This is a genomic window from Xenorhabdus griffiniae (assembly GCF_015163655.1).
GTDB lineage: Bacteria > Pseudomonadota > Gammaproteobacteria > Enterobacterales > Enterobacteriaceae > Xenorhabdus > Xenorhabdus griffiniae.
Map to the genome: position 1 here is coordinate 1 of NZ_JADEUF010000010.1, position 5,907 is coordinate 5,907.

Genomic DNA, 5,907 nt, shown 5'->3' on the forward strand with positions numbered 1-5,907 from the left:
CCGGATGATAATTTCAGAATGGACGATTGACGCGTCGTTTAGCCGACGCGTATCCGGACTTTCAGTCCGTTAATCACTAACCCACCGACTTTAGTCGGTGGTTGTTCAGTTTAAAATTAAAAACCCCGCTGTAGTATCTTATATTCATATTCCTGAGCATTAAGCTGCGTTTGTAGTTGCAGCATAAATATTTCTTGATGTTTAAATTCATTGCAAACGCATAAATCAAGAGCAGCATATTGATATTCAGGCCATGTGTGAATAGTAAAATGTGACTCTGCTAATATTAGTACACCACTGACACCCCATGGTTGGAGTTGATGGAAATTATAAGTAACAACACTCAGTTCACATTGCTGGGCAATATCCAGCATAATTTTTTCAATGGCTGATACAGACTTCAGCACCTCTGCATCACAATCTTTCATATCTATGATAATGTGAGTGCCAAGTTGCCGTGTATTATCCGATAAATTGACTTTTTCCTGACCACGATATTGAAATTTAGTACCGTGACACTGATTACAAGTTGCCTCTATGAGCTGTTCTATCGTTAATATATTTTTTCCGTGTCCAATGGTTATCATGTTATTACATGATTTACATTGGTAAAATTTTATACGAGGATTAATTTCTCCAGTATAGAGTTTATCTGAATAATCATTTCCCCCTGAGATTATTGAGTATGTTTGAGGTGTAACAGAAAGGATATAGAGATCACTGACATTACTGATAATACTTCCGCCATGATATTTATTGAATTGTGGATAAATATTTTTGATAAAAAGATTCTGGTTATTGAATAATCTTTGAACTTCTTGGTTTTCCATTGGTTTTTTTTGACCAAAGGAGAGTAATATCTCACTATTATCATTTTTAGTGAAACTAATAGCACGTGATAAAAATAGTTTTAATCCGTTCAATGTATAAGGTGGATCTGTCAAGACGATGTCAAAATTTTTAGCGTATGAATTAGCAAGTTTTAGATCTAAGTATTCAGTATTAATGACAAAATCATTTTGCTCTGCGACATCTTGAATAAAGGTTAGTAGATCTTGATCGATATCCTTGACAAAAATATTTTTTGAACAATTGTAGCCGAGCTTTTTAAATGCCATCATCAGAGCTAAGGATGTCAAATCATCATCCCCCAAAAATAAAATATTCTGTTTAAATACTCTTGGGTTATTAAGTAATAGCATCACTCTTCGTATTGAAGTCTCTAATGTTGCATGTGCTTGATCTAACAAAACATTGACTTTAGGTCTGTTGTTATATATAGGCTCCAATAAAACAGCAAGCTCTTTCTCAAATTCTCCCCGTTTCTCCTCTAATGACAGCAAGTTATATTGATTTATATCAACTGATCGGTATTCCAGTTCATCTTGTACATATTTTATACCCATAGAGCGTAATTTAAAAACACCTTTGTTTTCAGCGTAGTCATATTTTATTAATTCTTTTTTAAATGCGGAGATGATAGGAATAGGTAAACCGCTTTTTAATGAAATATTTTTATTTGATGCACAGTTATATAAATACAAACGTATTAATAATGTCTCTAGCACTTCAACTGGGTGTGACAACTCCATATTATTTTTTATAACATTTAGTGTATTCATGGTAGTCTCTTTTTACGTGATTTATTAATTTTACAGCGTAATTAAAACTCAGAATTATTAACCTAAGTGTTTAAATCCCACTTGAATCTGCTAGCGTTGTTTTTTTCTGACGTATGCAATTTATCCTCCTCTCATAGAGTTGGGGAATTCACTTATACTTTTTATAAATCTATCCATAGGAAATAATAACGTGATTATTTCCTTGTCGCACAGCATGTTGAAAGTGAATTTTCCCCAATGGATCGTGCTATAGCGTCTGCCTTTGTTTCAACGTCTGAAACTCATGTGATACATGTGCCTACGGAAATTGAAGCTAATCCATTGTATGTTGGCACCACTGAGACAAATGTAATCCTTGCATTGCTTTGGCATGATAAGCGATATGATCTTCAATAAAGCTGGCGATAAAGTAATAGCTATGATCATATCCTGGCCGAAGATTTATCGTCACGGGATAACCGATTTTATCGCAAAGATCCTGCAATAAATGAGGGCGTAATTGCTCATCCAAAAAGTCATCATTGAGTCCCTGATCAATCAAAATAGGAAGCGGTTCTTTCGCATTCTTGATCAGTTCCACCGTATCATATTGTTCCCAATCTGATATATCTTCACCAAGATAGGCTGAAAATGCTTTTATTCCCCATGGAACCTGGCCAGGGGCTACAATGGGTGAAAATGCTGACACACTGCAATAACGTTCTGGATTTTTCAATGCAATGGTCATTGCGCCGTGACCTCCCATTGAATGTCCACTGATTGCTCGTATATTCGTTACTTCGAAGTGGGTTTCAATCAGGTTGGGGAGTTCTGAAACAACATAATCATACATACGATAGTGGGAAGCCCAAGGATATTTCGATGCATTGAGATAAAAGCCAGCACCTTTGCCAAGATCATAGGCGGGATCGTCAGCAACGTCATCACCTCGTGGGCTGGTATCTGGGGCCACAATAACGATACCCTGTTCAGCAGCATAACGTTGAGCACCTGATTTTGTAATAAAATTTTGCTCGGTGCAGGTCAAACCAGAAAGCCAGTAAAGTACAGGTAATTTTCTTTCTTTGATCTGAGGGGGTAAGAAAATTGCAAAACGCATCTGGCAACCCAAAACGTTTGATTCATGTTGATAGACATCCTGCCATCCACCAAAACAGGCGTGATGTTCGATTCTTTCCATGACTTCCTCTCTAAAATCATTTGTTACAGTGATTATTTTATTACTTGTCAGATACCGTGTTGGCTGGCAACACGGTTTTCTGTCAACGATCCAAACTGAATCAGTAGTGAATAACGGTTCGGATTGATTTACCTTCATGCATCAGATCGAAAGCCTCATTAATAGATTCCAGAGGCATCGTATGGCTAACGAAAGGTGCAAGTTCGATTTCACCTTTCATTGCTTTTTCCACCATTCCCGGCAACTGGCTGCGTCCTTTTACGCCACCGAAAGCGGTGCCTTTCCATGTACGTCCGGTAATAAGTTGGAATGGACGAGTGGAAATTTCCTGTCCCGCGCCCGCGACACCAATGATAACTGATTGTCCCCATCCTCGGTGTGCACACTCCAGAGCGGCACGCATGACATTGACATTGCCGATACACTCGAAAGTATGATCAACACCCCATTTGGTCATCTCCAGAATGACCTGCTGGATTGGTTTATCGTGGTCATTGGGATTGAGGCAATCAGTGGCACCAAATTGTCTGGCAAGTTTAAATTTAGCAGGATTGGTATCGATAGCAATAATGCGACCAGCTTTTGCCTGGCGAGCGCCCTGAACAACGGCCAGACCAATCCCACCCAGTCCGAAAACGGCAACAGAATCTCCCGGCTGCACTTTGGCTGTGTTGTGTACGGCACCGATACCCGTAGTGACACCACAACCCAACAGGCAAACTTGTTCATGGTTTGCCGTTGGATTTATTTTTGCCACGGAGACTTCAGCAACGACGGTGTATTCACTGAATGTAGAACACCCCATGTAGTGATAAACAGGTTGTCCATTGTAAGAAAAGCGTGTTGTGCCATCTGGCATGAGGCCCTTACCTTGCGTTTCACGGACTGCGATGCAAAGGTTTGTTTTCCCAGACTGACAGAATTCACATTTACCACATTCTGCCGCATATAATGGAATGACATGGTCACCAGGTTTGACGCTTGTGACACCTTCACCCACTTCGACAACGACACCGGCACCTTCATGCCCCAGGATAACGGGGAATATGCCTTCAGGATCGCTACCTGAAAGGGTAAAGGCATCTGTATGGCAGACACCTGTATGGCTGATTTTTATCATTACTTCACCGGCTTTTGGTGGAGCAACATCAATTTCGATAATTTCGAGTGGCTTGTTTGGCCCAAAGGCGACGGCAGCACGTGATTTCATATAATCCCTCTTTGATTTTTTGCACGGAATATTTTAATGCTTCTATTTGTCTGGATATTATCCGTATCGTTTTATTTTATTTTTGAGCTATGACTAATCAATCAATAAAAAATATTTATACGCATCAATATCACTATCATTATGTAATATCGCCGGTTCTTGGAACTAATTCAATCTTAATAAAATTAGAGAGTCTGTGTTTTTTACAAATAAAATCGAAGTTACCATATGGATTTTTACTAAATATTTTTTGTTCTCGGGGTTTGATTGAGAGGATATTCTAAGTGAACAATTTTCATTTTTTACTCCCTTTAGTAAAAAGTGAACAGTAAGGATGTTTTTCATATTCATAGACATTTTCATAAACTCCTCTATACCAATTTCACTTCAAGATGCGTGTGATTTCTCTCCCAAAGCGGGGGAGAAATCAGGTTTCATAGCGTTGTCAATTAAACTTAAACAGAGAAATAATGTCTTTTGTAAATTATTTAAAATAAAATGATCAATTTTATTGAGACCTGCTAATAATAGGCCCATCGATTAACTCATTTTATATCGTTCTATAAAAATCATTGAAGATGATATATCAATCGTCTTGCAAGATGCGTTTTATAATTTGCAAGCTGCAACTTGAAGTTGGATTGGTATAAACGCCCTTACCAAGTAGCTCTATATTCTGATTTCAAATCATGGAGGTTTAATGGCTGAATTCAATTCTCAACCCATTAAATTTGCTTATTGGGTACCAAATGTCTCAGGTGGATTGGTTATAAGTAAAATCCAGCAACGTACCAACTGGGATCATACTTATAATCGCAGTCTGGCTCAAATCGCCGAAAGTGTAGGTTTTGACTACGCATTGACCCAAATTAGATTTACTGCTGGATATGGTGCTGAAAACCAGCATGAATCGATGACTTTTTCGCAAGATCTGCTTTCGGTAACCAATAAATTGAAAATCATTGCTGCCCTTTTACCTGGGCCCTGGAAACCGGTGTTGGCCGCTAAACAGATAGCGACAATCAGTCAGCTTTATGGCGCCCGTATTGCGGTTAATATTGTTAGTGGTTGGTTTCGCGGTGAATTTAAAGCGATTGGTGAACCGTGGTTGGATCATGAGGAACGCTATTTGCGTTCTGAAGAATTTATCCGTTGCTTGAAAGGGATCTGGTCACAACCTGCGTTCAGTTTTTCTGGTGATTTTTATCGTTTTCATGATTATATTTTAAGCCCCAAGCCACAGACACCATTACCGGAAATTTTTCAAGGAGGGAGTTCCAGGGCTGCCAGAGACATGGCTGCGCGCGTTTCTGATTGGTATTTTACTAATGGCGGCAGTGTGGAATATATTCAAAAACAAATCGACGATATCAGAGCTAAAGCGTTATTGAATCATCATCAGGTAAAAATAGGCGTTAATGGTTTTGCTATTGCCCGTGATAATGAGAAAGAAGCTCGCGCAGTATTACAGGATATTTTAGATAAAAGTGATTTTGACGCGGTGAAAAGTTTCCATCATGAAGTTCAAAATGCGGGAAATGCATCACCAGAAAAAGAAGGAAACTGGGCAAAATCAACTTTTGAAGATCTTGTGCAGTATAATGACGGCTTTAAAACCAACCTTATTGGCACGCCATTACAAATAGCCCAACGAATTATTGAATATAAAAAAGTTGGCGTAAACCTGATGTTGCTTGGATTTTTGCATATGCAGGAAGAGCTAGAGTATTTTGGCAAAAATGTTATCCCACTTGTTAGAGAATTGGAACAACAAGCCGATTGAAATCTATTGGTTATATATCAATTTAACTTCAGGATGCGTGTGATTTCTCCCCCGCGAAGCGGGGGAGAAACAATATGTATCTTGAAGCTTGAAGTGAGATCGAGATATCAGA

At 38.7% G+C, this 5,907-nt stretch carries 4 protein-coding genes; 1 reads left to right on the forward strand and 3 read right to left on the reverse strand.

All coding sequences use genetic code 11. The features are described 5' to 3' along the window. Positions 1-116: 116 nt before the first annotated feature. The 3 genes from speD to IQ211_RS03335 form a co-directional block, all read right to left on the reverse strand. On the reverse strand, positions 117-1,622 hold the full coding sequence (gene speD / locus IQ211_RS03325; protein ID WP_189761041.1) for an adenosylmethionine decarboxylase: 1,506 nt from the start codon (positions 1,620-1,622) through the stop codon (positions 117-119). A gap of 313 nt (positions 1,623-1,935) precedes the next feature. Beyond that, positions 1,936-2,802 carry an S-formylglutathione hydrolase gene (gene fghA, locus IQ211_RS03330; protein ID WP_189761040.1) on the reverse strand — a complete coding sequence of 289 codons (867 nt, stop codon included), beginning with the start codon at positions 2,800-2,802 and terminating at the stop codon, positions 1,936-1,938. Positions 2,803-2,902: 100 nt separating this feature from the next. Next, on the reverse strand, positions 2,903-4,012 hold the full coding sequence (locus IQ211_RS03335; RefSeq protein ID WP_189761039.1) for an S-(hydroxymethyl)glutathione dehydrogenase/class III alcohol dehydrogenase: 1,110 nt from the start codon (positions 4,010-4,012) through the stop codon (positions 2,903-2,905). A gap of 700 nt (positions 4,013-4,712) precedes the next feature. On the opposite strand from IQ211_RS03335, the gene sfnG reads away from it, so the two are divergent. Next, the gene (gene sfnG / locus IQ211_RS03340) at positions 4,713-5,795 is read left to right on the forward strand and encodes a dimethylsulfone monooxygenase SfnG (RefSeq protein WP_189761038.1); all 1,083 of its coding nucleotides are present in this window, start codon (positions 4,713-4,715) and stop codon (positions 5,793-5,795) included. The last annotated feature ends 112 nt before the right edge of the window (positions 5,796-5,907 follow it).